This window comes from Frankia sp. AgKG'84/4 (genome assembly GCF_023242965.2).
Lineage (GTDB): Bacteria > Actinomycetota > Actinomycetes > Frankiales > Frankiaceae > Frankia.
In genome coordinates, this window is sequence record NZ_JALKFU020000831.1 from 1 (window position 1) to 1,002 (window position 1,002).

Sequence of the window (1,002 nt, forward strand, 5' to 3'; positions counted from 1 at the left end):
ATTTAATGCAGTCTGCATAATACTGTGCAGCGCCGCCAATGGCGTTTAGGTACACACCGCCGTGTTCTTGAAGGGCTGCGAGGGTTTTCGGTCCCATGCCGCCTTTTCCGATCACGGCACGGATGCCGAATTTCTTCATGATATCACCCTGGTAAGGCTCCTCGCGAATCGATGTTGTCGGGCCTGCAGCCTTCACATGCCATCTGCCCGCTTCATCCTTCATCATGACGGGACCGCAATGGTAAATAACCTGCCCATTCAGGTCAACCGGTGCATCATGGTCGGTCAGGTATTTATGGATGGCATCCCGGCCCGTGTACATCATGCCGGTAATGTGGACGACATCGCCCACTTTTAATTCGCGGATTTGCTCTTCTGTTATCGGAGCGGTCAGTACTGCTTCGCGGTTCGCAGGAGCCTCTGCCTGAAGGGCTTCCGCCGATGCAGCGGTTTCAACAGCAGCGAGTTCTTTCTCCGCTTCGGCGGCAAAGTCGATTTTGTCGCCTTCCTGGTACAGCCACTCATTGATGTCTCCTGTTTCCCGATTCACTTTTACCCCTAGCCGGCGGAAAGCCCAGCAGTTGTAGGCAACAGATACGAAGAAGCTGGCAGGGATACGGTGCATGACGCCGATTTTGCAGCCAAGCAAAGTCGTTTCTCCGCCAAAGCCCATAGTGCCGATTCCAAGCTCATTCGCTGTTTTCATAATATAATCCTCAAGCTTCCGGAGATCCTCATGCGGGTTCACATCATCTGCGCTTCTGAACAATTGTTCCTTCGCCAGGTCGTAACCGGAGGAACGGTCACCGCCAATTCCGACACCGATGAAACCGGCGCTGCAACCCTGTCCCTGGGCCTGGTAGACGGAGTGGAGGATACATTTGCGGATACCGTCAAGGTCCCGGCCTGCTTTCCCAAGCCCTTCCAGCTCACAAGGAAGGCTGTACTGAATATTCTTGTTTTCACAGCCGCCCCCTTTTAAGATCAAGCGCACATCTATGT

At 53.8% G+C, this 1,002-nt stretch carries 1 protein-coding gene; it reads right to left on the reverse strand.

Going from position 1 to position 1,002, the window contains the following annotated elements:
• On the reverse strand, positions 1–1,002 hold a 1,002-nt coding region (locus MXD58_RS31865; RefSeq protein ID WP_250610230.1), incomplete at both ends, for a fumarate hydratase C-terminal domain-containing protein.